The 25,001-nt window shown below is 66.2% G+C and carries 24 protein-coding genes; 7 read left to right on the top strand and 17 right to left on the bottom strand.

The genetic code is table 11. The features are described from left to right. The first annotated feature begins 44 nt into the window (after positions 1–44). The gene (locus tag MPSD_RS09775) at positions 45–485 is read left to right on the top strand and encodes a limonene-1,2-epoxide hydrolase family protein (RefSeq protein ID WP_020788005.1); all 441 of its coding nucleotides are present in this window, start codon (positions 45–47) and stop codon (positions 483–485) included. 8 nt (positions 486–493) lie between these two features. Here MPSD_RS09775 and pspM read toward each other — a convergent pair whose 3' ends face one another. The 4 genes from pspM to pgsA all read right to left on the bottom strand — a co-directional run bounded on the left by pspM (position 494) and on the right by pgsA (position 3,361). Next, positions 494–1,309, bottom strand: coding sequence for a phage shock envelope stress response protein PspM (gene pspM / locus MPSD_RS09770; RefSeq protein ID WP_012393760.1), 816 nt, complete (start codon positions 1,307–1,309; stop codon positions 494–496). Positions 1,310–1,324: 15 nt separating this feature from the next. Then, positions 1,325–2,140, bottom strand: a complete 816-nt coding sequence (gene pspA / locus MPSD_RS09765; protein ID WP_012393759.1) for a phage shock protein PspA — start codon at positions 2,138–2,140, stop codon at positions 1,325–1,327. 158 nt (positions 2,141–2,298) lie between these two features. After that, positions 2,299–2,625, bottom strand: a complete 327-nt coding sequence (gene clgR / locus MPSD_RS09760) for a transcriptional regulator ClgR (RefSeq protein ID WP_036427433.1) — start codon at positions 2,623–2,625, stop codon at positions 2,299–2,301. Positions 2,626–2,764: 139 nt separating this feature from the next. After that, on the bottom strand, positions 2,765–3,361 hold the full coding sequence (pgsA, locus tag MPSD_RS09755) for a CDP-diacylglycerol--glycerol-3-phosphate 3-phosphatidyltransferase (RefSeq protein WP_181013034.1): 597 nt from the start codon (positions 3,359–3,361) through the stop codon (positions 2,765–2,767). A gap of 57 nt (positions 3,362–3,418) precedes the next feature. Between pgsA and MPSD_RS09750 the strand changes: the two genes are divergently transcribed. Then, a complete protein-coding gene (locus MPSD_RS09750; RefSeq protein ID WP_011741175.1) occupies positions 3,419–3,943 on the top strand; it encodes an amino-acid N-acetyltransferase in 525 nt (174 codons plus the stop codon). An 11-nt stretch (positions 3,944–3,954) separates the two neighbouring features. Here the strand turns inward: MPSD_RS09750 and MPSD_RS09745 are convergent, their stop codons facing one another. Then, the gene (locus MPSD_RS09745; protein ID WP_051153711.1) at positions 3,955–6,564 is read right to left on the bottom strand and encodes an FtsK/SpoIIIE family DNA translocase; all 2,610 of its coding nucleotides are present in this window, start codon (positions 6,562–6,564) and stop codon (positions 3,955–3,957) included. Positions 6,565–6,743: 179 nt separating this feature from the next. On the opposite strand from MPSD_RS09745, the gene MPSD_RS09740 reads away from it, so the two are divergent. Genes MPSD_RS09740 through MPSD_RS09730 form a run of 3 tightly spaced genes read left to right on the top strand, consistent with a single transcriptional unit; the run spans position 6,744 to position 8,764 of the window. After that, positions 6,744–7,055 carry a putative quinol monooxygenase gene (locus MPSD_RS09740; RefSeq protein WP_012393755.1) on the top strand — a complete coding sequence of 104 codons (312 nt, stop codon included), beginning with the start codon at positions 6,744–6,746 and terminating at the stop codon, positions 7,053–7,055. Beyond that, complete coding sequence (locus tag MPSD_RS09735) at positions 7,055–7,888, top strand: mycofactocin-coupled SDR family oxidoreductase (protein ID WP_036426741.1); 834 nt, start codon at positions 7,055–7,057, stop codon at positions 7,886–7,888. The genes MPSD_RS09740 and MPSD_RS09735 overlap by 1 nt, the downstream gene beginning before the upstream one ends. 3 nt (positions 7,889–7,891) lie before the next feature. Further along, the gene (locus tag MPSD_RS09730; RefSeq protein ID WP_086085014.1) at positions 7,892–8,764 is read left to right on the top strand and encodes an SAM-dependent methyltransferase; all 873 of its coding nucleotides are present in this window, start codon (positions 7,892–7,894) and stop codon (positions 8,762–8,764) included. A 23-nt stretch (positions 8,765–8,787) separates the two neighbouring features. Here MPSD_RS09730 and MPSD_RS09725 read toward each other — a convergent pair whose 3' ends face one another. From MPSD_RS09725 to MPSD_RS09690, 8 genes are all read right to left on the bottom strand, one after another. After that, entirely contained in the window at positions 8,788–10,464 is a 1,677-nt protein-coding gene (locus MPSD_RS09725; protein WP_020788009.1) for a ribonuclease J, read from the bottom strand. Positions 10,465–10,483: 19 nt separating this feature from the next. Beyond that, complete coding sequence (gene dapA / locus MPSD_RS09720; RefSeq protein ID WP_011740207.1) at positions 10,484–11,386, bottom strand: 4-hydroxy-tetrahydrodipicolinate synthase; 903 nt, start codon at positions 11,384–11,386, stop codon at positions 10,484–10,486. 117 nt (positions 11,387–11,503) lie between these two features. Continuing rightward, on the bottom strand, positions 11,504–12,256 hold the full coding sequence (thyX, locus tag MPSD_RS09715; protein ID WP_020788010.1) for an FAD-dependent thymidylate synthase: 753 nt from the start codon (positions 12,254–12,256) through the stop codon (positions 11,504–11,506). Positions 12,257–12,266: 10 nt separating this feature from the next. Continuing rightward, positions 12,267–13,358, bottom strand: coding sequence for a restriction endonuclease subunit S (locus MPSD_RS09710; protein ID WP_086085013.1), 1,092 nt, complete (start codon positions 13,356–13,358; stop codon positions 12,267–12,269). Further along, positions 13,349–14,803, bottom strand: coding sequence for a class I SAM-dependent DNA methyltransferase (locus MPSD_RS09705; RefSeq protein WP_086085012.1), 1,455 nt, complete (start codon positions 14,801–14,803; stop codon positions 13,349–13,351). Before MPSD_RS09705 ends, MPSD_RS09710 begins: the two co-directional genes overlap by 10 nt. Further along, positions 14,803–16,017: a winged helix-turn-helix domain-containing protein gene (locus tag MPSD_RS09700; RefSeq protein ID WP_020788012.1), complete on the bottom strand. Its 1,215-nt coding sequence runs from the start codon at positions 16,015–16,017 to the stop codon at positions 14,803–14,805. The genes MPSD_RS09705 and MPSD_RS09700 overlap by 1 nt, the downstream gene beginning before the upstream one ends. Then, the gene (locus tag MPSD_RS09695) at positions 16,014–16,511 is read right to left on the bottom strand and encodes a dihydrofolate reductase (protein WP_011740204.1); all 498 of its coding nucleotides are present in this window, start codon (positions 16,509–16,511) and stop codon (positions 16,014–16,016) included. The genes MPSD_RS09700 and MPSD_RS09695 overlap by 4 nt, the downstream gene beginning before the upstream one ends. Before the next feature lie 7 nt (positions 16,512–16,518). Next, positions 16,519–17,319 (bottom strand): thymidylate synthase, encoded by an 801-nt coding sequence (locus tag MPSD_RS09690; protein ID WP_015355295.1) that lies wholly within the window; start codon positions 17,317–17,319, stop codon positions 16,519–16,521. A 98-nt stretch (positions 17,320–17,417) separates the two neighbouring features. On the opposite strand from MPSD_RS09690, the gene MPSD_RS09685 reads away from it, so the two are divergent. After that, on the top strand, positions 17,418–18,158 hold the full coding sequence (locus MPSD_RS09685) for an alpha/beta fold hydrolase (RefSeq protein WP_020788014.1): 741 nt from the start codon (positions 17,418–17,420) through the stop codon (positions 18,156–18,158). A gap of 22 nt (positions 18,159–18,180) precedes the next feature. Here MPSD_RS09685 and MPSD_RS09680 read toward each other — a convergent pair whose 3' ends face one another. The 3 genes from MPSD_RS09680 to MPSD_RS09670 are packed head-to-tail and all read right to left on the bottom strand — an operon-like array spanning position 18,181 to position 21,253. Further along, on the bottom strand, positions 18,181–19,284 hold the full coding sequence (locus MPSD_RS09680) for an acyl-CoA dehydrogenase family protein (RefSeq protein ID WP_086085011.1): 1,104 nt from the start codon (positions 19,282–19,284) through the stop codon (positions 18,181–18,183). Then, on the bottom strand, positions 19,281–20,474 hold the full coding sequence (locus MPSD_RS09675; RefSeq protein ID WP_015355293.1) for an acyl-CoA dehydrogenase family protein: 1,194 nt from the start codon (positions 20,472–20,474) through the stop codon (positions 19,281–19,283). The genes MPSD_RS09680 and MPSD_RS09675 overlap by 4 nt, the downstream gene beginning before the upstream one ends. Next, positions 20,471–21,253, bottom strand: coding sequence for an SDR family oxidoreductase (locus tag MPSD_RS09670; protein ID WP_020788017.1), 783 nt, complete (start codon positions 21,251–21,253; stop codon positions 20,471–20,473). The genes MPSD_RS09675 and MPSD_RS09670 overlap by 4 nt, the downstream gene beginning before the upstream one ends. 142 nt (positions 21,254–21,395) lie before the next feature. On the opposite strand from MPSD_RS09670, the gene MPSD_RS09665 reads away from it, so the two are divergent. Beyond that, positions 21,396–21,725: a PE-PGRS family protein gene (locus tag MPSD_RS09665; RefSeq protein WP_172900676.1), complete on the top strand. Its 330-nt coding sequence runs from the start codon at positions 21,396–21,398 to the stop codon at positions 21,723–21,725. A gap of 16 nt (positions 21,726–21,741) precedes the next feature. Here the strand turns inward: MPSD_RS09665 and MPSD_RS09660 are convergent, their stop codons facing one another. After that, positions 21,742–24,975 (bottom strand): acetyl-CoA carboxylase family protein, encoded by a 3,234-nt coding sequence (locus MPSD_RS09660; RefSeq protein ID WP_086085010.1) that lies wholly within the window; start codon positions 24,973–24,975, stop codon positions 21,742–21,744. Positions 24,976–25,001: the final 26 nt, after the last annotated feature.

Raw genomic sequence — 25,001 nt, 5'->3', positions numbered from 1 at the left:
CGACCAGCCACCGCAGTTGCCCGTACTCGCTTACCCTGGCAACCATGACCGAGCTGACTCAAACAAGCCAAACAAGCACCGACAACATCCGCACGGTCGAGGGCTTCCTGAGTGCGCTTCAGGACGCGGACTACGAAGCGGCGAACGCGGCCCTAGACGACCACCTGGTGTACCAGAACGTCGGACTGCCGACGATCCGTGGCCGGAGCCGGGCGATGCGGCTGTTCCGCCAGATGGACGGGCGCATGGGGTTCGAGGTGAAGATCCATCGCGCCGCCGCCGATGGAGCCGCCGTACTCACCGAACGCACCGATGCATTGATTCTCGGCCCGCTGCGAATTCAGTTCTGGGTCTGCAGCGCGTTCGAGGTACACGACGAGCGCATCACGCTGTGGCGCGACTACTTCGATTTCTACGACATGACCAAGGCATTGCTGCGCGGGGTGGCCGGCGCGGTGATCCCAGCGCTGAAGGCACGCATGTAGGTGCACACCTAGCGGCGCGGTAACCCACCCAGTTCGTCGAAGGCCTGCGCCCAGCCGGCCAGGCGATCGGTAGCTCCGACCAGTTCGTGGCGGTAGCGCTGCTGCGACACCGCCTCGGCCACGGTGGCACCGTTGGCCGACGAAACCAATTGCGCTGCCGCGGTCACCATCTCGTTGTACTGACGCACGCCGGCGCCTAGTTGGGCGGTAAAGGCATTGATGGTGGGCACCAGTTGGCCACGCGAGGATTCCGAATACTGCGCCGCCCGCTCCATCGATACCACCTGGGCAGCCGTGGCGGCCATCGCCGCGGCGCTGTGGTTGGCCGCATCGGTCAGGTCCTGGATTTCGGCCGCAGGTACCAGCGCGCCCCGCTCCATCACACCCAACAGCGAGAAGAATCCACGTTCGGAGGCGCCCAGGGCGGCCATCGCGGGGCGGGCGGCCGAACCCATCGGCGGCAACCGCCGGGTGGTGGTCGGCCGCTGTGACGGCAACGGCTCCGACCGCAGCCAGTAGTAGCGGAAGAACAGCAACGTCGCGGGAATCACCTGCACCACCGCGATCGCTCCTGTGATCTGCAGCAGCAACGCGAACCAGCCCCACGCTGCCAGCACCGCCGTCACCGCGGCCCAAAAGACGCAGCCGGCGCTGAAGATCAGCGCCCACCGCAGCGCACGGCGGCGGCGGCGCAGCTGGCGAGCTCGCGGATCGGTGGCAGCGCTGATCTTGCGGGCGGCGAAGTCGGACAGATCACCCACGAAGTCGAGACCCCGCTGCAGCAACGCACGCCGCTGGCCGCGCTGAGCCGACTTCACCGCCATGTGAGACTCTCCGCCCTACTGCTGACCAAAAGGTTTCTCTGCGACCGCCCCACCGGTTTCGGTGGCCCCAGTGGCACCGGGAGTGGCCGCGCCTCCCGCCGGCAGCGACTCGCCGCGCATCGAGGCCCGGATCTGTTCCAGCCGGGAATGACCGGCCATCTGCACGCCGGCCTGCTGAACTTCGAGCATGCGGCCCTGCACCGAACTTTGGGCGAGCTCGGCCTGACCGAGTGCGGTGGCATACCGGCGTTCGATCTTGTCCCGCACCTCATCGAGGCTGGGGACGTTGCCGGGGGCGGCAAGCTCACTCATCGACCGCAGCGACGAGCTGACCTGCTCTTGCATCTTTGCCTGCTCCAGCTGGCTGAGCAGCTTGGTGCGTTCGGCAATCTTCTGCTGCAGCACCATCGAGTTCTGCTCGACTGCCCGCTTGGCCTGAGCCGCGGCATTGAGGGCCTGGTCGTGCAGCGCTTTGAGGTCTTCGACGCTCTGCTCGGCGGTCACCAGCTGGGCGGCAAACGCTTCGGCGGCGTTGTTGTACTCGACCGCCTTGGCCGCGTCGCCAGCGGCGGTGGCCTGGTCGGCCAGCGTCAGCGCCTGACGCACGTTGACCTGTAGCTTTTCGATGTCGGCCAGCTGGCGGTTGAGGCGCATCTCCAGCTGGCGCTGGTTTCCGATCACCTGTGCGGCCTGTTGGGTCAGCGCCTGATGGGTGCGCTGGGCTTCCTCAATAGCCTGCTGAATCTGCACTTTGGGGTCGGCGTGCTCGTCAATCTTGGAGTTGAACAGCGCCATGAGGTACTTCCACGCTTTGACGAACGGATTGGCCATCGGTTAGCTCCGCCTTCGTTTCTTGTGGGCCGGGTGGGTCCCGGGTAGGGCCCGATTGAGCTCAGCACACTTACCCTGTCGCTCAATTTAGTGGGTCCGGGCCGATCTCCCCACCCGTGATCCCATAACTGATCGACACCAGATCGGCTGCGCCGCGCTCAGGCCACCGCCAGCGACGCTACCTGGGGAATGACCAATCTGGTGCCGGCATCGATGGTGGCTCCGGTCGGCGCGGTCTGGATCGCGCGTTCGTCACGCGCCATCCGCTCACCCGCACCGATGAGCACCTCAGACAGCGGGACCTGCAACGCGTCGCAGATTGCATTGAGCAATTCGCTGGACGGCTCCTTGCGGCCACGCTCGATCTCGGACAGATACCCCAGACTCACCCGAGCGGTGTCGGACACCTCCCGCAGCGTCAGGCCCTGTGAAGTTCGCTCCCCGCGCAACACGTCGCCAATGACCTCGCGCACCAATGACGCCATCGCGCTCTCCTCCATCTGCCTTCAACATCCATGACGACCAAATCAAGCACCCAAATGCGGTTCAAGCGCCCGACCAGCAGCGCCCAAGAGCACTGGTTCTTAGATGAACGCGGCGTGAGCTGGTGTGGTTCCCGCTGGCTTACGACGCGCGTTTTCCGGCACGAATTTCGCGGACGGTCGATGCCACGTAGTCGATCCCGGTCACCACCGTGAGCACGATTGCGGCGGCCATCACGACCACCGCCGCCATGTGCAGCGGGCCGGAAAGCGGCAGGACGAACAGCCCGATCGCCACCGCTTGGACGACGGTCTTGAGCTTGCCGCCCCAGCTGGCGGGAATGACACCGCGGCGGATGACAGCCAGCCGCAGCATGGTCACCCCGAGTTCGCGGCTCAGGATCAACACCGTGACCCACCACGGCAGGTCGTTGAGCATCGATAGCCCGATCAGCGCCGCCCCGATCAGGGCCTTGTCCGCGATCGGATCAACAAACGCCCCGAATTCGGTGGCCATGCCGTAGTTGCGGGCGAGCAGTCCGTCAAATCGATCGGTGATGCTGGCAACCGCGAATACCGCCCATGCCGCTATCCGGAAAGTCGTTTGGTGACCTCCGTCATAGAACAGGAGGTACAAGAAAATCGGGACCAGCACAAAGCGCAGGCCAGTCAGGACGTTGGCTAGGTTGGCGATCCCTGCGGTTCCCGGCACCTGACCTGTTTGCGGCTGCCCTGACACCGCAACAGAATAACGTTTGACCAGCCGCCCCGCCGCCGATGTCGATACTGTTTTCTCGTGACCGAAAGTCAACAGGATTTCCGGCCGGTGGTCCGGCGTGCCAGAACGTCCGACGTCCCGGCGATCAAAAAGCTTGTCGACACCTATGCGGGGAAGATCCTGCTGGAGAAGAACCTGGTCACCCTTTACGAAGCGGTTCAGGAATTCTGGGTTGCCGAACACCCCGAAATCCAGGGCAACGTGATCGGCTGCGGGGCCCTGCACGTGTTGTGGTCGGACCTCGGTGAGGTCCGCACCGTCGCGGTGGATCCCGCTATGACCGGGCACGGCATCGGCCACGCGATTGTCGACCGACTGCTCGAGGTGGCCCGGGAACTGCAGCTAGAGCGACTATTCGTGCTGACGTTCGAGACCGAATTCTTCACCGCGCACGGGTTCACCGAGATCGAGGGCACGCCGGTGACCGCGGAGGTGTTCGAAGAGATGTGCCGCTCCTACGACATCGGCGTCGCGGAGTTTCTGGATCTGAGCTACATCAAGCCCAACATCTTGGGCAACACCCGGATGCTGTTGGTGCTTTAAGCCGTCACCGATCAATCCTCGTCCGGCGCGTCGTCGGCCACCCCGCCCCTGATCAAGGCCAGCGTTCCGGCCAATTCATCGGGCTTGACCAGCACCTCGCGGGCCTTCGAGCCTTCGCTCGGCCCGACGATGTTGCGCGTCTCCATCAGGTCCATCAGTCGGCCGGCTTTGGCGAACCCGACCCGCAGCTTGCGCTGCAACATCGAGGTGGAGCCGAACTGACTGGACACCACCAACTCCACGGCCTGCAGCAGCACGTCCATGTCGTCACCGATGTCCGAGTCGACGTCGGTGCGCTCACCGGTGGGCTTGGCGTTGGTGACACCCTCGGTGTACTCGGGCTCCGCCTGATCCTTACACGCGGTGACAACGGCGTGGATCTCCTCGTCGGTGATGAACGCGCCCTGCAGCCGGATCGGCTTGCCGGCGCCCATCGGCAGGAATAGGCCGTCACCCATACCGATCAGCTTTTCCGCGCCCGCCTGGTCCAGGATCACCCGGCTGTCGGTCAGTGAGGATGTGGCGAACGCCAGCCGGGACGGCACGTTGGTCTTGATCAAGCCGGTGACCACGTCGACCGAGGGCCGCTGGGTGGCCAGCACCAGATGGATGCCGGCGGCGCGGGCCTTCTGGGTGATCCGCACGATGGCTTCCTCGACGTCACGCGGCGCGGTCATCATCAGGTCGGCCAACTCGTCGACGATCGCAACGACATAGGGATAGGGCTTGTACACCCGCTGGCTGCCCAGTGGCGCGGTGATCGCTCCCGATCGCACCTTCTCGTTGAAGTCATCGATATGACGCACCCGGGACGCTTGCATGTCCTGGTAGCGCTGTTCCATCTCCTCGACCAGCCATGCGAGAGCGGCCGCCGCCTTCTTTGGCTGCGTGATGATCGGGGTGATCAGGTGCGGAATGCCTTCGTAAGGGGTCAGTTCCACCATCTTCGGGTCGATCAGGATCATCCTGACCTCTTCCGGGGTGGCCCGGGTCAGCAGGGAGACCAGCATGGAGTTGACGAAGCTGGACTTTCCGGACCCGGTGGAACCGGCGACCAGCAGGTGCGGCATCTTCGCCAGGTTGGCCGAGATGAAATCGCCCTCGATGTCTTTGCCCAGGCCGATCACCAGCGGGTGGTGGTCGCGGCGGGTCGTCGGAGCGGTGAGCACGTCGGCAAGCCGCACCATTTCGCGGTCGGTGTTGGGCACCTCGATGCCGACCGCCGACTTGCCGGGGATGGGAGCGAGCATCCGCACGCTCTCGGTGGCCACCGCGTAGGCGATGTTCTTCTGCAGCGCGGTGATCTTCTCCACCTTGACGCCGGGCCCCAGCTCGACCTCATACCGCGTGACGGTCGGACCGCGGGTGCAGCCGGTCACCGCCGCGTCGACCTTGAATTGGGTGAGCACATCCCCGATGGCGCCGGCCATGTGACTGTTGGCGGCGCTGCGCTTCTTGGGCGGATCTCCCGCCACCAACAGTTCCATCGATGGCAGTGCGTAGGGCCCCTCGACGACACGGTCGAGTACCAGGGTTTCCTGCTTCTCCGCCGGGGCGCTGCGGCCGGACTTTCCGGCCTTGCCGGCGCCGCGCGCGACGGCAGGTTCTGGAACGGTCGGCGCATCCGGCTCCCCGATTTCGCCGTCGGGCTCCGTGTTCGGCGAGGGCCAGGCCCGCAGCTCCTCGTCGGGCCGCAGCGGCACCTCGTCGTAGTAGCCGTCGGAGAAGTCCTCACGCGCGACTTCCACCGTGTCGGCATCATCACCGGCGAAATCCGAGTAGCCCTCGTAGTCATCGCCGTCGTCGAACTCGTCATCGTAGTACTCGCGCTGCAGCAGCCGGGTTCCGAACAGGCCACGTAGCACATCGGGAACCTCGCGGATTGTGGTCCCGGTCAACAGCAATAGTCCGAACAGCGCCCCGATGAACAGCAACGGAGCGGCGATCCACACGGTCAGCCCGTCGGATAGCGGTCCACCGATCGTGAATCCGATGAACCCCGCGGCACGCTGGCGCAACTCCGGGGATTCCGGCGAACCCGCCCACAAGTGCCGCAACCCCAGGAAAGACAGCGCGATCAGGCTGGACCCGAGAATCAGCCGGGGCCTGGTGTCGGGGTTCGGCTCGGTGCGCATCAGCACTATCGCCGTGCCTGCAAGAACGATCGGGAGCAGCACCACCGCCGAGCCGATGAACGTTCGCAGTACCGCATCCACCCACGCGCCGACCGGGCGGGCGGCGTCGAACCATGAACTCGCGGCGACGACCACCGCAATGCCCAGCACCACCAGCGCCACGCCGTCACGGCGATGCCCGGGTTCGATGTCACGAGCGCGCCCTATCGACCGCGCCGCCCCGCCGGTGCCCTTGGCCGCCATCATCCAGGTAGCGCGCATGGCTCGGCCGCCCGCGAGCCCGGCCACCTTGAGCACGGACTGATTGCGCCGCGGGATCGGCTTGGCTACCCGCTTGGCCGGCTTGCCCGCCGGCTTTCTGGTCCCCTTCGCCGGCCTTGCCGGCCCGGCGGAGGCAGTAGCTCTCCCGCCTCGGGAAACGCCCCCTGAAGCGGCCTTTGACCTGCTCGTTCGGGCTCCGGAGCGCACAGCGGTCTTACTAGCCATGCCAGCAAGACTAGTCGCAATTGCATCATCTGCACCACTTGCCACACTGGTAACGCAGGCTTCACCAGCATGTGCCCGCCTCGTTATCTTCGGGCCTGAGTAGGGTGGCCAAAGGTGACCAAAGTCATGCCCGGTCACACCACCAAAAACCCGCCGCAGTCTCCCCAGGAGGTCCCAGCATGCCCGTCGTCGTCGCCACGCTGACCGTCAAGCCGGAGTCGGTCGACGCCGTCCGCGACATCCTCACCACGGCGGTCGAAGAGGTGCACGGCGAACCCGGCTGCCAGCTCTACTCGCTGCATCAAACGGGCGAAACCTTCGTTTTCATCGAACAGTGGGCCGACGCGGAGGCACTGACCGCCCATAGCACCGCGCCCGCGGTGGCCAAGATGTTCACCGCGGCCGGCGAACACCTGGCCGGGGCGCCGGACATCAAGATGCTGGCGCCGATCCCCGCGGGAGATCCCGACAAAGGTCAACTCCGTCAGTGATGAGCCGGCCACTGGACGGCCCACTGAGCGGCCGTGTTGCCTTCATCACCGGGGCGGCGCGCGGGCAGGGTCGCGCGCATGCGCTTCGACTGGCCCGCGACGGCACAGATGTCATCGCGGTCGACCTGTGTGACCAGATCGCCAGCGTGCCGTATCCGCTGGGCACCGCCGAGGAATTGGCAACCACCGTCAAGCTCGTCGAGGACACCGGCGCCCGCATCGTGGCCAGCCAGGCCGACGTCCGGGATCGGGAAGCACTGGCCGCGGCGCTGCAAGCCGGGATCGACGAATTGGGCCAGGTCGACATTGTGGTGGCCAACGCCGGTATCGCACCGATGCAGTCCGGCGACGACGCCTGGCGTGACGTTATCGACGTCAACCTCAGCGGCGCCTACTACACGGTCGAGGTCGCGATACCGACCATGATCGAACAGGGCCGGGGCGGGTCGATCGTTCTGATCAGCTCGGCGGCCGGATTGGTTGGCATCAGCAACGCGGACGCCGGCGCCATCGGCTACGCCGCCTCCAAACACGCGTTGGTCGGGTTGATGCGCGTATACGCGAACCTGCTTGCACCGCACAGCATCCGGGTCAACTCGCTACACCCATCCGGGGTGGATACCCCGATGATCAACAACGAGTTCATCCGGCGCTGGCTCGCCGACCTGGTCGCCGAGACCGGCTCCGGCCCCGGCGCGGGCAACGCGCTGCCGGTGCAGATCCTGCAAGCCGATGACATCGCCGGTGCGCTGGCCTGGCTGGTGTCCGACGAGGCCCGTTACATCACCGGCGTCGCCCTGCCGGTGGATGCCGGCTGTGTGAACAAGAGGTAGTTGATGACCCGAAATCCCGCTGCGCAGACCGCCTTCGGCCCGATGGTGCTGTCGGCTGTCGAACAGAACGAGCCCGCCGAGCACCGCCTGGTCGACGACGACCTGGCGGATCTGTTCCTGCCCAGACCGCTGCGGTGGCTGGTCAGCGCGACCCGGCCGGCCGGCATTCGGCGCCTCTTCATCCGCTGGTCGGAGTGGTCCGGCAGCGGGCTCTGGGTCAATCTGACCTGCCGCAAACGATTCATCGGCGACAAACTTGGCGAGGCGCTCGACGACGTCGATGCGGTGGCGATTCTGGGCGCCGGGCTGGACACCCGCGCCTACCGACTGACCCGCAAGGTGCGCATTCCGATCTTCGAGGTGGACCTGCCGGTCAACATCGCTCGCAAGGCCAAGACGGTGCGACGGGTGCTGGGCGAACTACCGTTGTCGGTTCGGCTGGTGGCGTTGGACTTTGAGCATGACGACCTGCTCACCGCATTGGCCGAACATGGCTACCTCACCGACTTCCGGGTGTTCTTCATCTGCGAGGGCGTCACCCAATACCTCACCGAAGAGACCGTCCGGCGGACCCTGGAGGGGCTGCGCGCGGCGGCACCGGGCAGCCGCCTGGTGTTCACCTACGTCCGCCGCGACTTCATCGACGGAACCAATCGCTACGGCACCCGGACCTTGTACCGCTCGGTGCGCCAACGGCGTCAACTGTGGCATTTCGGCTTGCTGCCCGACGAGTTCCCCGAGTTTCTTGCCGAATACGGCTGGCGGCTGGTGGAACAGGCGGGGCCCGACGAGCTCGTCCAGCGCTATGTCGAGCCGGCCGGCCGCAAGCTCAACGCATCTCAGATCGAATGGTCGGCCTACGCCGAAAAACTCTGAGCCGGGCCGGAAGCGGCCGGTCCTCAGACTTCGATGACCGTGGGCACGATCATCGGCTGCCGGCGGTAGGTCTCACCGAACCATTTTCCGACGGTGCGGCGCACCCCCTGCGCGATCCTGATCGGATCGGTGACGTTGGCGGCAACCAGAGATTCCAGCTCGGCTTCGACCTTGCGCACGGCGGGCTCCAGCGCCTTGGGGTCTTCGGAGAATCCACGCGAATGCAGATGCGGCACAGCCGCGGGACGCCCGGTGCCCCGGTGCACGACCACGGTCACCGCGATAAAACCCGACGACAGGATCAGCCGCTCGCCCAGGGTGATTTCGCCGACATCGCCGGTGATCAAACCGTCGACGAACATCTTGCCAACCGGGACCGCACCGGCGATCGAAGCCTTGCGCCCCACCAGATCGACGCTGACCCCGTTCTCCGCCAACAGGATTGACTCCGGCGCCACCCCGGCGCTGGCGGCCAGCTTGGCGTTGGCCCGAAGCATTCGCCAGGTTCCGTGCACCGGCATGACGTTGCGTGGTCGCACCCCGTTGTACAGGAACAACAGCTCACCGGCGTAGGCATGGCCGGAAACGTGCACCCGGGCTTGGGCGTTGGTGACCACCCTGGCGCCGATCTTGGAGAGCGAGTCGATGACGCCGAAAACCGCTTCCTCATTGCCGGGGATCAGCGACGACGACAAAACGATGAGATCACCGGCAGTCAGCGTGATGCTGCGGTGCTCACCGCGCGACATCCGCGACAACGCCGACATCGGTTCGCCCTGGGTGCCGGTGGTAATCAACAACACCTGTTCGGGCGGCATCATCTCGGCGGCACCGATGTCGATCACATCGGAATCGTCCACCCGCAGAAAGCCCAGTTCCCTGGCGATGCCCATGTTGCGCACCATGGAGCGCCCCACGAAGGAAACTCGCCGGCCCAGTGCCACCGCGGCGTCGATGATCTGCTGCACCCGGTCGACGTTTGAGGCGAAACACGCCACGATGACCCGACCGTCGGCACCCCTGATCAGCCGGTGCAGGGTGGGACCCACCTCGCTTTCGGAGGGCCCGACACCGGGGATCTCGGAGTTGGTCGAATCACACAGGAACAGGTCAACACCGGCATCGCCGAGGCGCGACATGCCCGGTAAGTCGGTGGGGCGACCGTCGAGGGGCAGCTGATCAAGCTTGATATCACCGGTGTGCAGCACGGTTCCCGCGCCGGTGTAGACGGCGATCGCAAGGGCATCCGGCACGGAGTGGTTGACGGCGAAGTATTCGCACTCGAACACGCCGTGTCGACTGCTCTGCCCCTCCGCGACCTCGACGAACACCGGTTTGATCCGGTATTCGCGGCACTTGGCCGCAACCAGCGCCAGGGTGAACTTGGATCCGACGATGGGGATGTCCGGACGCAACCTGAGCAAGAACGGGATAGCCCCGATGTGGTCCTCGTGCGCGTGCGTGAGCACCAGCGCCTCGATATCGTCCAGGCGGTCCTCGATACGGCGCAGGTCGGGCAGGATCAAATCGACGCCCGGCTCGTCGTGGGTCGGGAACAGCACGCCGCAGTCGATGATCAGCAGCCGCCCCAGATGCTCGAACACCGTCATGTTGCGGCCGATTTCGTTGATGCCGCCCAGCGCGGTGACCCGCAACCCCCCGGAAGCCAACGGCGCTGGTGGGGGAAGTTCTTCGTTCACCGTCGACTCACCCTGGGATTCACCGAAGCACGGAGGCCGCGCGCATGTCAGCGGCCAACACGTCGATTTGCTCAGCGGTGGCGGCGACCTGCGGCAGCCTCGGGTCACCGACCTCGATACCTTGCAGCCGCAAGCCGGCCTTGGACAGCGTCACCCCGCCCAGTCGGGTCATCGCGTTGCACAGCGGACTGACCGCGACGTTGATCTTGCGGGCGGTGGCGACGTCCCCGGAACTGAATGCCGACAACATCTCCCGTAGCTGGCCAGCCGCCAGATGACCGATCACGCTGATGAAGCCGATGGCGCCCATGGCCAGCCAGGGCAGGTTGAGGGCGTCGTCGCCGGAGTAGTAGGCCAGTCCCGTGTCGGCCATGATCTGGGCACCGCTGGGCAGGTCCGCTTTGGCGTCCTTGACGCCGACGATGTTCGGGTGCTTTGCCAGGGCGCGGATTGTTTCGGACTCGATCGGCACCGCAGACCGCCCGGGGATGTCGTAGAGCAGCACGGGCAGCTCGGTCGCATCGGCCACCGCGGTGAAGTGCGCCAATAGCCCCGATTGTGGCGGCTTGGAGTAATACGGGGTCACCACCAACAGACCATGGGCGCCTTCGGCCGCAGCGGCCTTCGCCAGCCCAATGCTGTGCGCGGTGTCATTGGTGCCGGCCCCCGCAATCACCCGAGCCCGGTCGCCCACCGCTTCCAAGACGACTCTGAGCAGCTCACGCTTCTCGTCGTCGGTGGTAGTGGGCGACTCGCCGGTGGTACCGGAAACCACCAGTCCATCGCACCCCTGGTCCACCAGGTGATTCGCCAGTCGCGCCGCCGCGGCAAGATCAAGGGCGCCGTCGGAGCCGAATGGTGTCACCATCGCGGTCAGCAGTGTTCCCAGGCGTGCGGGAACGTCGAATCCGACGGTGCTCACGGTTCCCAAGATTACCTGGCGGCAGCAATCTTTTTTGCACCGGCGCAAGCGTGCGTGTTTGTCCGCCGACACGCCGCGAAGGCTGCCCGGATACGCACCCTCGCGCCAGGGCCGGACTCAGAACTCGGTGGCCAGCGGGCTGGTGGCGACCTCGCTGCCGTCGGCCAGGGTCGTGACCTCGAAGTCGGCGAACACCGCTGGCGCCACCGCGACGAGCTGACGCAGGCACTCGATGGCCAGCCGCCGGATCTCCACATCGGCATGCTCGCTGGCCCGCATGGCTATGAAGTGCCTCCACGCTCGGTAATTACCGCTGACCACGATCCGGGTTTCGGTCGCGTTGGGGAGCACGGCACGAGCGGCCTGGCGAGCCTGTTTGCGCCGCAGGACGGCGTTGGGCTGGTCAGCGAACCTGGCTTCCAGCTTGGTCAGCAGTTCGATGTAGGTGGCACGGCTGGCGTCGGCGGCGGCGATCAGGATTTCGCGCAGCTCGGGATCGTCCTCCAACCCCGGCGGCACGACGACCCGCGAGTCACCTTCGGGCACGTAGCGCTGGGATAGCTGCGAGTAGGAGAAGTGGCGGTGCCGGATCAGCTCGTGGGTGCACGATCGCGAGATGCCGCTGATGTAGAACGACACACTGGCGTGCTCGAGCACGGCAAAGTGCCCGACGTCGATGATGTGGCGCAGGTAACCGGCGTTGGTCGCGGTCTTGGGGTTGGGCTTGGACCAGCTCTGGTAGCAGGCGCGACCGGCGAACTCGACCAGCGCCTCGCCTCCGTCGGCGTCGGTGGTCCAGGGCACGTCGGGGGGCGCCAAGAACTCGGTCTTGGCGATCAGCTGTACGCGTAGCGGCGCAGTCTCGGCCACGGCGCTCACCTTAAGGCGTGCCGAGCGGCGACGCGAGGAGGAGCTCTCCCCCACTGACGGCGACCTCGCCGGTGACCAATCCCGGTAGCAGCGCGTCGCGCAGCGCGGCCAGCTGCGCGCACTGGCCACGGCGGGCATGACACAACGCGCCCAGATCGGTGATCGTCGCGGACTGGGCGGCTCCCAAGCGCCGGACGTCTGGCACCTGAAGGTCGAGCAGGTCTTTGGGCCCGATGCGCTGGTGACTTCCCGATGTTCCGGCGACCAGCTGTGCCAGCGAGGTTGAGACTTCGGGCTGACGCAGCGCCGACCACAGCACCGAGGTATCCACCCCGAACGGGCTCAATACGACGAACTCGCAGCTGGCCAGCGCCATCTGGGGCGGCAGGCGCACCACGTTCCAGATTCGCGGTACTCGGGGGTTCAGTTTCGCGAACAGCACACAGGGTTCGGACAAGTGGAACTTGCCGCTTTTGACCGATGCCCCGGCAACCGGCCGGGCGTGCGCCCCCGCATCAAAGGCGGGAAGGCTGAAATGGGCAACAACGTCGTCGAAGTCAGCGGGATTGACCAACTTCGTCGACCGGCGCGCCAGGCCCGACAGCCCGACGCGCGCATCGACCGACCCGACCATCGCGACCATCAGGGCCTCGGCGGCCTCGATGACCCGCTCGTTGTTGGCGATCTTGTCGTCCAGGGCGCCTAGCACCTCGGCGATTCGCCGACGCTCAGGTGCTTGGGCAACGTGGACCGAGACCTCGCGAAGAGTCCGCTGATTCAGCAACGGCTGTCCGGATCCCGCCCGGTGTTCATTGAGCCGGCACGTCTGCAGTGCGTAATACCAGTACCGGGTTTCCGCAGGGTCATTGGCACGGCAAACGTAGGCGTTATCGGTGACCCAGACATCGGAGTCGCAGTAGCGCACACTGCCGCAATAGGATCCAACGCGCCCCACCACAATCAGCGGACCGCTGACGTTGTGTTCGGCCGCGAAGCCGATCGGCCCGTTCGCACCGTATACGGAAACCCGGCCCCGGGCGCGTCGCGGCGGAGAGCAACTGCCGCTGCGGAATTCGAGGTGCTCGCCGAGCCTCACCTCCACCGCACCCGCCCCAACTGCGCACGCACCGCCTCGTCCAGTTTTGTCGATTCATCCAGCGCGGCCAGCAACTGGGTGGTCAACCTTGTGAGTTTGTCGCCGATCGGTTCGCCGTCAGCACAGGACGCTCCAGTCCCCACATAGCGCCCCGGCGTGAGCACGTACCCCTCGGCGCGGATCTCATCCAACGATGCCGGCCTGCAAAATCCCGGAATATCCTGGTAAACAGCACCTTTCGCGACGGCTGATGCGGATCCGAACCAGCCGTGATAGGTATCGCCGATGCGGGCTACGTCGTCATCGGTCAGGGTTCGCTCGCAGCGGTCCAACATGCTCCCGAGCCCGCGCGCGTCGATGAACAGCACCTGGCCCGAACGAGCTTTCTTGTCCTTGGCGAAGAACCACAGACACACCGGAATTCCGGTACTGCGAAACAGCTGCGTCGGCAGGGCGACCATGCATGAGACCAGGTCTGCATCAATGATTCCAGCGCGAATCCTGTCCTCTCCATTGGTTTTCGATGACATCGAGCCATTGGCCATCACCACCCCGGCCTGACCTGTCGGCGCGAGCTTGGACAGGATGTGCTGAATCCAGGCGAAGTTCGCATTTGCGGCGGGCGGAGTGCCGAACCGCCAACGCGGGTCCTGTTCGTCGCGGGCCCAATCCTTGATGTTGAAGGGCGGATTGGCCATCACGTAGTCCATCGGCACGCCGTCGTGTTGGTCGGTGGCGAAGGTGTCGCCCCAACGCGCGCCCAGGCCCGCATCATCGATCCCATGGACGGCCAGGTTCAACTTTGCCATCCGCCAGGTCTGCTCGACGCTCTCCTGACCGTAGATCGATATCTGCGCGGGGTCCCCGTCGTGGGCGCAGATGAAGCGCTCGGTTTGCACGAACATCCCGCCCGATCCGCAGCACGGGTCATAGATCCGACCGCTCGAGGGTTCGAGAATCTCCACGATCACTCGAACGACGCTGGGTGGGGTGAAGAATTCGCCGCCGCGTCGTCCCTCCGCGCGCGCGAAGTTGCCGAGGAAGTATTCGTACACCTCACCCATCAGGTCACGCGCGCGATGACTTGGCCGGCCACTGAATCGCGCCGCGCCGAGCACCTCGACCAGTTCGCCGAGCCGCCGCTGATCGACCTTGTGATACAGCTGCGGCAGGGTCGCGGCCAGCGACGGATTGGCCGTCATTACCGACAGCATCGCCGTGTCGATGAGCTGGCCGATGTCCGGTGATTTCGCATTGCCGGCCAACGCTTCCCAGCGCGCTTCGGGGGGCACCACGAATGGCTTGCGCCCGTCTCGGGCATCGGAAACGAACTTGAGAAAGACCAGGCCGAGAATGACGTCTTTGTACTGGCTGGCCGGAATGGACCCGCGCAGCTTCTCGGCGCCTTTCCAGAGCGTGTCTTTGAGCTCTTTCATCGTCGACGGTGCCATCAGCCGGTCCGCCTGACGGCGATCGCCAGCTCCCCGGCCAGATCACCCCGTCCGGACACGCTGACCCCGCTCAATCCCAGCCACGGCGCCATCGACGCCAACTCACCGGCGAGTGCCGCGGCGACCCGCGGCCCCGATGCGTCGGGTTCGGCGAACGCGCCCACCACCAGCAGGGTGTCGGTGGAACGGTCGGCCTTGAGGTCCACCCGTCCCACCAGCTGCCCGTCCAGCAGCAGCGGCCAGACGTAGTAGCCGTATTGGCGTTGGGCGGCCGGGGTGTAGATCTCGATGCGGTAGTGAAAGTCGAACAGGCGCTGCACCCGGGGCCGGAAAAAGATCAGCGGGTCAAACGGACACAACAGTGCGGTGCCGCGATCACGTCGTGGCAGGGATCGGCCCGCCCGCAGATATGCCGGGGCCGACCAACCCTGCACCTGCACCGGCTCGACCTCACCGGCGGCTACCAGATCGGCGAGCGCGGGCTTGACCTGCTGCGCGGACAGCCGGAAGTAGTCGCGGATGTCGGCCTCGGTCCCCACCCCCAGCGCGGAGGCCGCCCGCAATACGAGTTCGCGAACCGCCTCGTCATCGTCGACCTGCCGGGCCAGCACTTCGGGCGGCAACACCCTTTCCACCAGGTCGTAGTGACGAGCGAAGCCCAACCGGGTGGCGGTGGTGAGCACGCCGGACGCGAACAACGCCTCGGCAACCCATTTGGTGTCGCTGCGATTCCACCAGGGCCCCTGGCCCCCGCGCGGCTCCGCTGCCAGGTGAGCTTCGATCTGTCCCGCGCTGGACGGGCCGAGTTCGGCAACAGCGGCAACGACGTCGTCCACCAGGCGCGGGTTGGCCTTGACGATCTCGGTGCCCCACCTGCCGTGCCGGTACTGCCGCATCCGCCAGCGCAGCAACGGCCAGTCTTCGACGGCCATCAGCGCGGCCTCGTGCGCCCAGTATTCGGCGAGCAGCCGCGACGAGGGCGGGCCCCACGCGACCCGGTCCAGCACCTCCCGGTCGTAGGGCCCGAGCCGGCTGAACACCGGCGCGTAGTGGGCGCGCACCGACACCGACACCGAATCCAGCTGCAGCACCTGGATCCGGGAGATCAGCCGCCTCAGGTGTGCCTTGTTGATCCGGCCGGCCGGCTTGGGTTCGGCGAACCCCTGTGCGGCGACCGCCACCCGGCGGGCCTGGGCAACGGTCAAGGTGCTCATAGTCGGCGGTAGCTGTGCATCCGGTATCGCAGTCCCGAGCGGCTGACCAGCCACTCCCCCGAGGTGCCAGCCCAGGTCTGGTCGAGCACGGGGGCCAGGGCGTCCTCGTCCTCGGGCGGTAAGTCGACGTCGACCTCGGTGACTTCACACCTGTTCGCCAGGGGCAGCGCCAGCGCGTAGATCTGGGCGCCACCGATCACCCATGTCTCGGCATCCGGCTCGGCCGGACACAACGCCTGCTCGAGGGAACCCACCACCTGCGCTCCGTGCGCCACCAGACCAGTCTGGCGGGTCACTACGACATTTCGCCGGCCTGGCAGTGGCCGGTGGGCGGCGGGCAGGGAGTCCCAGGTCCGGCGGCCCATCACCACGGTGTGCCCCATGGTGAGCCGTTTGAAGTGCGCGAGATCCTCGGGCAGTCGCCACGGGATGCCGCCATCACGGCCGATGACCCCGGAGGTGGACTGAGCCCAGATCAGGCCCACCGACGTCATCTGCGCCTCATACAGCGACGGGAGCTTTGATCGCGGGATGGGGATCATAATCCTGCACGACGACGTCCTCGTAGGTATAGTCGAAGATCGAATCCCGTTGCGACAAGATTAGTTTCGGATAGGGCCGAGGCTCGCGACGCAGTTGCTCGGTGACCTGTTCGACGTGGTTGTCATAGATGTGGCAATCGCCGCCGGTCCAGATGAACTCGCCGACCGAAAGACCGGCCTGAGCGGCCATCATGTGGGTGAGCAGGGCGTAGCTGGCGATGTTGAAAGGCACCCCCAGAAACAGGTCGGCACTGCGCTGATACAGCTGGCAGCTCAGGCGGCCGTCGGCGACGTAGAACTGGAAAAAGGCGTGACACGGCGGCAGCGCCATTTGCGGGATCTGGCCGACATTCCAGGCCGACACGATGATGCGCCGCGAATCGGGGTCGGTACGCAGCAGTTCCAATGCGGCACTGATCTGGTCGATGTGCTCACCCGACGGAGTCGGCCAGGATCGCCACTGAACTCCGTAGATTGGGCCGAGATCGCCTGTTTCGCTGGCCCATTCGTCCCAGATGGTCACACCGTGCTGCTGCAACCAGCCCACGTTGGAGTCGCCGCGCAGAAACCACAGCAACTCATAAACGACCGACTTGAAGTGCACCTTCTTGGTGGTCAGCAAGGGGAAACCGCAACCGAGGTCGTACCGGATCTGCTGGCCGAACAGGCTGCGGGTCCCGGTGCCGGTGCGGTCGGATTTGGCGGTGCCCGTTTCGAGCACCCTGCGCAACAGATCCTCGTAAGGCGTCGCGATCGGCACGCGGTCAGCTTAGCGGTGATCGCGAGCCCAACGAAGCCAGGCACGGCGCGACGGCGCCGCCGAAGCTGGGGCGATCTAGCAGGAGTAGAACGGGTGCCATGCCGATAATCAGTGACAGCGTCTCCACTCCCGACGGCACCTGCCCGGTCCGTTTGTTCACTCCTGCCGGCCCGGGTCCCTGGCCAGGCGTGATCATGTTTCCCGACGCCGGCGGGGTGCGCGAGACCTTCGAGCAGATGGCGGCCACATTGGCCGGCCACGGCTACGTCGTGCTGCTGCCCGATGTGTACTACCGCGAGGGCGATTGGACGCCGTTCGCCATGGAAACGGTGTTCGGCGACGCGGACGAGCGCGCTCGACTCATGTTCATGCTCGGAACCCTGACGCCGGACCGAGTCACCCGCGACGCGGGCGCATACTTCGACTACCTGGCCACTCGCCCGCAGGTGAGCGGCGAGCGTTTCGGTGTATGCGGCTACTGCATGGGTGGGCGGATCTCGGTGCTGCTGGCCGGCCGGCAGCCGGACCGGGTGGCCGCCGCGGCGTCCTTTCACGGCGGTGGCCTGGTGACCGACAATCCCGACAGCCCGCATCTGTTGGCCGACCGGATGACCGCCAGGCTGTATGTGGGCGGCGCCACAAACGACCCGTCGTTCACCACCGACCACGCCGAACAATTGGAGAAGGCGCTGACGGCTGCGGGTGTCGAGCACACCATCGAGTGGTACCCGGGCGCGCACGGGTTCGCGGTTCCCGATAACCCGCCCTACGACGAAGCCTGCGCGCAGCGGCACTGGACCGCGATGACCGACCTGTTCGCCGCGACGCTGTCCCGCTAGGCCCCCGGCCCCGCCGCAGGATTCAGCTCACCGGGAGGTTGACCAGCTTGGCCAGTCGACCGCGGTGGCGATACGCGGTGCCGAGCGCCAACTGGTCGCTCTTGGCTCGCTTCAGGTAGAGATGGGCCGGATATTCCCAGGTCATCCCGATGCCTCCATGTAGTTGCACACACTCCTCAGCGGCGTGCACCGCGACATCACCGCAGTAGGCCGCGGCGATCGCCGCCGCAATCGCCGCGTCCTCATCACCGCGAGCACAGGTGTCGGCGCCGTAGCGGGCCGCGGCCCGCGCTGAGCCGACTTCCAGCCACAGGTCCGCCAGCCGGTGTTTGATCGCTTGATAGGAACCGATGGCACGGCCGAACTGTTTGCGCTGCTTCGTGTAAGCCAGCGTGGTGTCAAAGCACCACTGCGCAATCCCGAGCTGCTCGGAGGCCAGCAGCGCGGCACCTGTCTGCAACGCCTCAGCCAGCGCGGCCTCCGCCGAGCCGAGACCGACCGGTGCGGACGCGGCCCCCGAAAACACAACGTCGGCAAGCGGTCTGGTCATATCGAAGGCCAGCAACGGCACTATCTCGACGCCGGGCGCATTGGCGCGCACCGTATGCAGTTCCACTCCGTCGGCCCCGGCGACCGGCACCACCAGCACGTCGGCCTCCCGGGCACCCGCCACGCCGCAGACTCGCCCGGACAGCCCAGCGCTGCCACGACTCACCCCGGCAACGGGGTCACCCGGCGCCGTGGCCAACGGCACCACCAGGGCCGCGGTGAGCTCACCCTGCGCCAGCTCCGAGAGGGTCTCGGTCTCCCCGGAATGCAGCAACGCGACGGTGGCCAGTACCGCACTGGACAGGAACGGGACCGGCGCTACCGCCCAGCCGACTTCCTCCATGACCACCGCCGCCTCGCGCGCGCTGGCGCCGGCCCCACCAAGGGACTCGGGCACCAGCAAACCCGCGACCCCGAGCTCGGCGGCCAGCGTGCGCCACAGCTTGGCGAAGTCCGCCGAAGGCGAGTCGTAGGCGGCCACCACCGATTCGGGCGGGCAGCGCTCGGCGAACAACTGCCCAACGCTGGCCCGCAGCGCTTCCTCGGTGTCGGAGTACAGCAAGTCCCCGGTGCTCATCGGTCCAGGTCCTTCCAGGCGAGGGTCTTGTCCACGCGGTGTTCGCCGGGCAATCCCAGGACCCGCTCGGAGATGGTGTTGCGCAGGATTTCTGAGGTGCCTCCCTCGATCGAGTTACCGCGAGCCCGCAGGTAGCGGTAACCGGGCCCGCGTCCGGTGAGATCAACCGTGTCGGGTCTGCGCAGCGTCCAGTCGTCGTACTGCAGACCGGATTCGGGGTGTAATTCCAGTTCGAAGCCCGAGATCTGTTGCGCGAGCCGGGCAAACGCCACCTTCATGCCCGCCCCCTCCGGCCCGGGCTGACCCGAGGCGGCCTGCTGGCGCAGCCGTTCACCGGCCAGCCGCAGCACCTCCGCCTCGACCCACAGCCGCATCATGTCGTCGTGCATCGCCGGGTTGCGCAGCGCCGGTTCGGCGCGCCACGCTTCGGTGACCTTGCCGATCATGCCGCCCTCCCGCGGGACACCGGTTCGGGAGCCGATAGCGACGCGCTCGTTGTTGAGAGTGGTGGTCGCCACCCGCCAGCCACCGCCTTCGGGACCAAGCCGGTTCGCGTCGGGCACCCGGATGTCGGTCAGGAACACCTCGTTGAACTCCGCTTCGCCGGTGATCTGGCGCAGTGGCCGGATGTCGATCCCCGGTTGGGTCATGTCGCACAGTAAATAGGTCAAACCGGCGTGTTTGGGCACGTCGGGGTCGGTTCGCGCGACCAGGATCGCCATTTGCGCATGTTGCGCCATCGACGTCCATACCTTTTGCCCGTTGACAATCCAGTCCTGGGGCCGGTGTGGATCGCGAACGGCGCGGGTTGCCGCGGCGGCCAAGTCGGATCCGGCCCCGGGCTCGCTGAACAACTGGCAGTAGAGATGCTCTCCGGTGAACAACGGGCGCAAGAACTTCTGTTTCTGCTCCGCGGTGCCGAACGCGGCAATGGTCGGTGCCGCCATGCCGATGCCGATGATGTTTCGCCCGCCGCCGGCCGGCGGTGCACCGGCGGCGGCCAGCTGCTTGTCGACCTGCGCCTGGTAGGTGTGCGGCAGGTCGAGCCCGCCGAACCCGACCGGAAAATGCACCCAGGCCAGCCCGGCGTCAAATCGTGCACCGAGAAACTCGCGCGGGTCACTCGTGGCCGGGGGGTGCGCGTCGAGCAGAGTCTGGACCCGCGATTGCAGGTCGTCGGCGGCCGTCACGAGGCGCTGCCCGGCCGGGACTGGAAACCCGCCGCGCTGCCGAGCAGCAGACCGCCGTCAATCACCATGGTCTCGCCGGTGATCCAGCTCGCCGCGTCCGACACCAAAAAGCCGACGGCTTCGGCGACATCCACCGGTTCCCCGATCCGTCCGAGCGCGATGTTGGCCGCCAGCGGGTCCTCGTGGTCTTTCCACAGCGCTTCGGCGAGCTTGGTGCGCACCACACCGGGGCAGATCGCATTGACGCGCACCCGCGGTGAAAGTTCCAGCGCGAGCTGCTTGGTCACATGGATCAGGGCGGCCTTGGTGGCGTTGTACATCCCCATGGCCGGCGATTGGTGCATTCCGCCGATCGAGGCGGTATTGATCACGACGCCGCCGTGTTCGCCCATCCAGGCCTTGACCACCAGCGAGGTCCACATCAGCGGGGCCCACAGGTTGACATCGAAAATCTTGGTGAACCGGGCATGGTCCTGCCCGATCAGCGGACCGTAGGCCGGGTTGGTTCCCGCGTTGTTGATCAGGATGTCCACGCTGCCGAAGCGCTCGAGCGCGAGGTCGACGCACCCTCGCGCAGCCTCCTCATCGACCGCGTGAGCGCCGACGCCCACCGCCCGCTCACCCACCTCAGCGGCGGCGGCGTCGGCGGACTCCTGCTTGCGCGCGGTGAGCACCACGTTGGCGCCCGCGCCGGCGAGACGTTGTGCGATGGCCAACCCGATACCCCTTGAGGCTCCGGTGATTATCGCGGTGCGGCCGGTCAGATCCAGTGAGGTCATCGTGGTGTGCCTTCGGTTGTCGGTGAGCCGGACTCAGTCAATAACATCGTTGACGGGCACCTGTTGCACTCAATCCCTGCTGCCATGTTTCGGGCAGGCGCGCGCGTGGTATGCGATAAGGATGTTAGCGAAATCACACCTCATCAAACCACTGGTGGTGGCTGGGGCTGTCGCTACTGCGATCGCCGCAGCGCCGGTTGTCACAGCCGATGCCGTCGCGGCGGCCGGCCCGGCAGCGGCCACCACAGCAATCACTTTCCTCGCCACCGAACAGCCCGGCGGCAGCGGCTGCGACAGCAACGGCAACTGCGGATCCGGAGGGGTCAACGGTGGCCCCGGCGGCGGACCGGGCGGCCAAGGCTGCATCCCCGGCGTCGGTTGCGGCTCCGGAGGCCAGTTCTCCGGACCCGGTGGCGTGCCGGGCGGCCAGGGCTGCATCCCCGGCGTCGGTTGCGGCTCCGGCCACGGATAACCAGCCGCGCGAACCGTCAGCGTCCCGGCAGTCTGGTGATCCAGGCCCGGGACTCTGCCAGGTCTATCACGTCATCCAGTTCGAATGTGGTGGCCGACCGTAGCGCTTTGCCGTGTTGGTAGGCGGCCTGAACAAGACGATCGAAGAGTTCTTGGCGCTCGATGTCGTCGGCGGCCGCCGCGAGTTCTTTGCTAAAGCCAAGGCGGACCGCCCCTTCCAAGCCCATGCCGCCGATCTCCCCGGTGGGCCAGGCGATGGTGAATTCGGGGGCATGAAAGGAGCCGCCGGCCATCGCCATGGCTCCCAGCCTATATCCCTTGCGCAAGATGATCATTCCGAGCGGCACCGTCAACCGTGCGCCGGCCAGAAACATCCGGCCGAACCGGCGGACCGAGGCCTGCGTTTCCGCGTCTGGCCCAACCATGAACCCGGGCGTGTCACACAGTGAGATCACCGGAAACCGAAACGATTCGCAGAGCATGAGGAAGTCGGTCGCCTTGTCCGATGCTTCGGCATCGATGGCACCACCGAGGTGGTGACTGCTATTGGCGATCAAACCGTAGGCAACACCCTCGATCCGAACGAGTGCGGTGACGATGCCCACCCCATAGTCGGCGCGCAACTCCAATACCGAACCGACGTCCACAATGGACTCGATCGCACGGTGAACATCGTAGGCGCGCAACCGATTCTCCGGCACCACCTGGCGGGCCAACCGCGGATCCGGCGCCTGCCAACCCTCGACCTTGCCCTGGAAGTAGCCGAGATACCGTTTGGCAAGCGACACCGCATGGGCTTCGTCGCGGGCGACCAGACTTACCACGCCGTTTCGTCGTTGAACATCGATCGGGCCGATCGCCTCCGGGGGGTACACCCCGAGCCCACCGCCCTCGATCATTGCGGGACCACCCATCCCGATGTTGGCGTCCGGGGTCGCAATGATCACGTCGCATACTCCGTCGAGTGCGGCATTGCCGGCGAAGCAGCGGCCGGAAACGATCGACACCAACGGCACCCGCCCGCTGAGTCCGACCAGCATCCGGAAGGTCGGCACATCGAGTCCGGAAATGTTGCCGAGGTCGGTGTCCCCCGGCCGGCCACCACCGCCCTCGGCAAACAGCACGACCGGAATCCGTTTTCGAGCGGCCAGTCCGAAGACACGATCGGTCTTGGCGTGGTTGCGCATGCCTTGGGTTCCGGCCAGCACGGTGTAGTCATAGGACACCACCACCGCCTCGGCGGCGTTGCTTCCGAAGCGATCCGCGCCGATGGTTGCCAGCCCGGCCACCAGGCCGTCGGCCGGAGTGCTCACGATCAGGTCTTGCTCGGAGCGCCGGCTGCGTTGCGCCGCGATCGCCAGTGCACCGTATTCGACGAAGCTTCCGGCATCCACCAGGTCGGCGATGTTCTCCCGCGCCGTGCGTCGGCCTTGCTTGTGCCGCTTGCCGACGGCGAGTTCCCTGCCCTCGTCCAGAGTCAGCCGGTGGCGCGCCCGGACCTCCTCGAGATCGGCCCGCGAGCGATCCAGATCGACGGCCGCCAACGATGATTCGACGTCTTCTCCAGCATCGGTGCGGCAGAAGACTACTAGCGGGTCGCCCGTCGCAACGACCTGACCGGGCGTCACCAGTATCCGGACCGTGTGAAGCCGATGCGGCGCCGCCAGCACATGCTGCATTTTCATCGCTTCCAGAACCACCAGTTGGTCACCGGCGCCGATATCGACGCCCTCGGGCGGAACCTCGACGACGGTGCCCGCCATTTGGGCGCGCAGCGCCTGTTCACCGGGGTACAACTCGAGGGCCACCACACGGACCTCGCGCTGCTGCGACTGCGCCGCCTCTAACAGCGCCGGGAGTATCTCGTCGAGGAAGGTCGTCGGCACCACTCCGGACACAAGACGCTCATCCGAGAGCACTTCCCGCAACAGACCGGCGTTGGTCGCGATGCCCTCGATGCTGAAATCGGACAACACGGTCCGGGCCTTGCGCAACGCTGCCGGAAACGAAGAACCGTGTACGTGGGTGATCACCTTGGCCAGCAGCGAGTCGTAGAGCGGGCTGGGGACCAGGCCTGGCCGGCCATAGGTATCGACCCGCACGCCCGGACCGCTTGGCGGCGAGAACACGTTCAGGGTGCCGGTAGCGGGCGAGACCGAGCCGTCAGCGGCGAGGGTCTCCATGTTGATCCGGGTCTGGATGGCGATCCCGCGGCGCACGGCGGGCTCGCCGATGACTTCACTGCCGTCAGAGGCGATACCGGCGGGTAGTCCGAGCTGATGACCCAGTTCATAGTAGGAGGCGCCGCCGGCGATCGCCAACTGTGCGGCCACCAGGTCCACCCCGGTGACCTCTTCGGTGATGGTGTGTTCCACCTGAATTCGCGGATTGATCTCGAGAAAGACGAACTTGTCCCCCGCAACCAAGAATTCGACCGTGGCCACCCCGCGCAGGCCTACCCTGGCACACAACCGCGCGGCGGCCTGATGCAGCTGACGCCGCAGCAGGTCCGAAAGTTGCTGGGCTGGCGCTATTTCAACCAGCTTCTGGTAGCGCCGCTGGATACTGCAGTCCCGGTCACCAAGAGCCAGGGCACGTGTTTGGTGCCCGACGGGGGCGGCGACCACCTGGACCTCGATGTGGCGCGCGTTGTGCAGCAACGCCTCAGCGAACAGCGCGGGATTGCCGAATCCGAGTTGCGCTTCGGCCGCGCACTGCCAGTATGCGTTGTCGATCTGGTCACCGCACTCGACCTTGCGCATTCCGCGGCCGCCACCGCCGGCCAGCGCCTTGATCATGATGCCGCCATCCTGGTCAGCGAAGAAGGCACGGACGTCCTCGACGCTGCTCGGCCCTTCGGTCGCGGCCAACACCGGCACTCCGGCGGCAGTCGCGACGCCACGGGCAGAGACCTTGTTGCCCACCAGGTCCAGTACGTCGGCGTCCGGCCCGACAAACGTGTAGCCCGCGGCCGTGCAAGCCCACACAAATTCGGAGTTCTCGCTGAGAAATCCGTAGCCAGGATGGATCAGGCGGGCCCCGGCCTTCGCGGCCGCCGCGAGGATCGCCGCTCGGTCCAGGTAGGCGGATGCGCCCTTGCCAGGCAAACCGATCGCCTCATCGGCAGCGTGCACGTGTGGGGTCTCGGCGTCGTCTTCGGCATACACCGCCACCGTCGCGATTCCCAATTCATTTGCCGTGCGGATGATTCGCAGCGCAATCTCACCGCGGTTCGCGATTAGCAGAGTCATGAGTCCCGTCGGTTTTTCAGGTCAGT

The sequence above is a fragment of the Mycobacterium pseudoshottsii JCM 15466 genome (genome assembly GCF_003584745.1).
Taxonomy (GTDB): domain Bacteria; phylum Actinomycetota; class Actinomycetes; order Mycobacteriales; family Mycobacteriaceae; genus Mycobacterium; species Mycobacterium marinum.
The sequence above is the reverse complement of the archived record's forward strand: the minus strand, read 5'-3'. Positions and strand labels throughout refer to the sequence as shown.